The organism is Thermodesulfobacteriota bacterium, assembly GCA_040755095.1.
Taxonomy (GTDB): Bacteria; Desulfobacterota; Desulfobulbia; order Desulfobulbales; family JBFMBH01; genus JBFMBH01.
In genome coordinates this window covers 1-2,082 of record JBFMBH010000249.1, presented here as the reverse complement: position 1 = coordinate 2,082, position 2,082 = coordinate 1, and the positions used below count along the sequence as shown (strand labels likewise).

Here is a 2,082-nt window from a genome sequence, read left to right as displayed (position 1 = left end):
GGTGACCGGGCTGGCGGTGCTCGTTCCCGTCGCCGGCCGCGCGGATCCTCTGGCCCACCCCCTGGCCCTCGGCCTCTTGGCCGGGGCCTGCGCCCTGCCCTTCTGGTCGACCCCCGAGGTGATCGTCGACGCCAGCCGGTACTTCTGCCAGGCCAAGGCCCTGGCCACGTCCGGCTGGCGCGCCTTCTGGTCCGGCTGGGGCGGCCCGATCTTTGCCTGGACCGATCTGCCCTTGACCGGCCTCCTGAACGGCCTCGTCTTCCGGCTGCTCGGCGAGGAGCGGCTGGGGATGCAAGGCCTGAACACCGCCTTTTTGGCCGGCACCGTCTTGTGCACCTCCCGGCTCGGCCGTACCCTCTGGGATGCCGAAACCGGCTTCCTGGCGGGCCTGCTCGTCCTGGCCTGCCCCTTCCTGTGCAGCCAAGTCCCCCTGCTGCTGGCAGACGTGCCCGCCATGTTCTTCTTCACCCTGGCGGTGGGCGGCTGGATCTCGGCGCTGGCCACCGGCGGGGCGGCGCGGATTGTTCTGGCCGGGCTGGGGATTGCCGGCGCGGTGCTGGCCAAGTTTTCCACCTGGCCCATGCTCTCCACCCTGGTGGTGGCCGCGGCCGTCCTGGGGCCGAACCGGCACTGGCGCCAGGCTGGCCGGGGGCTGGGTGCCCTGGCCGTGGCCGGACTCCTCTTGGCGCCGGCCGCTGTGGCGCTGTGGCCGGTGCTCCGGGAGCAGCTGCCGTTTCTTGCCAGCTACCAGCGGCCTGGCTTGACGCGCTGGACCGAGAGCCCGGTCTCGACCCTCCTTTTCCAGACCCATCCCCTCCTGGTAACGGCTGCCCTGGCCGGTCTGGCCCGGGGGGTCCGGCGCCGGGAGCGCCGCCTCCTCATCCCCTTGTGCCCCCTCCTGATCCTGGCTGGCCTGGCCGTCCAGCGCAGCCGCTACAGCCTGCCCTGTCTGCCCATGCTGGCCCTGGTGGCGGGCTATGGCCTCCGGGGCCTGGCCGAGGTGCCGCTCCGGCGCTTCTTGGCCCTGGGCGCGGCCTGGAGCGCCCTGGTGACGGGACGGCTGGCCTTCGTACCCTTTCTGGCCGCCACCAGCGCCGGCAACCTGGAGCCGGCGGGCCACTATCTGGACCATCTGGGCGTCTCCCAGGCCCAGGTGGTCACCCTGCCCGCCGAGGGGCTGGTGCTGGACAGCCGGGTGGCGCTCCCTTTGCTTGACCTCCACACCCGGGTGCCCCTGCTCCATTGGCCTACGCCCCAGCCGCAGCCGGATCCGGAGACGCTTGCCGCCGCGCCCCTGCGCTTCACCTGGGAGATGCCGCTGCCGGATCTCTACCAGCGCCCCGCCGACCCCTCGGGGACGGCAGCCCTGGTGGTGATCCGGGGCTGGGCCGGGCAGCCGCTGCCCCCCGCGGTCGCGGACCTGGCCGCCACCTATCCCCAGGCCGCGGCCTTTGACGCCGACTCGGGCGCCTTCACGGCGAAAACCCTGATAACGGTCTATCATCATTAGAGAAACGGCTCGGGTTGGCCTGTGGCTGCCCTGCCTTCTTGAATATCTCAGCTTCCGCAAAAAAGGACAACCAAGAATGACTGCACTATCCACTTCCCCCGCAGCACGATAACCGCCACATCGTCACCAAAGACGGCCCGAAACGGCAATTGCCAGGAATCATGACAGCTCGTTTGCGGCCGATCTCTGGACTGCCCCACCGGTGCAGAAGGAGGTGCCCGCCGGCCGCACGTTTCCCTTGACTTTTGCCTAGCGACCCAGTATAGACCGCCAGGATAGAGTTGAACCCTTGCGGCACCGGCGCCGGCGGCAAGCGCGGGGCGGGAGCCGGCAGGGGACGGCGGCAATCGGGCGCCTGGGGCGGACAGCCGGCTGGTGGCGCCCGGCGGCCAAGGGGAGAGGCGGGAAGGCCTTCGGGCAGCCGGGGCGGGCGGCAGTGTCTGTCCACCCCGGACGGAGCGGAACGTTCACGGGAGGTGGAGCAGCATGGAAGAAAAGCGGAACACCATTTGGGCCTACGTCATCACCGGGGCGCTGCTGTTGATCAGTCTCTTGTACTACAGCGCCAATCA

At 70.2% G+C, this 2,082-nt stretch carries 1 protein-coding gene; it reads left to right on the top strand.

What is annotated here, in order from left to right:
- Positions 1–1,510 (top strand): glycosyltransferase family 39 protein (locus AB1634_19420; protein ID MEW6221683.1); only part of this gene is annotated, 1,510 nt, incomplete at its 5' end.
- Between the last annotated feature and the right edge of the window lie 572 nt (positions 1,511–2,082).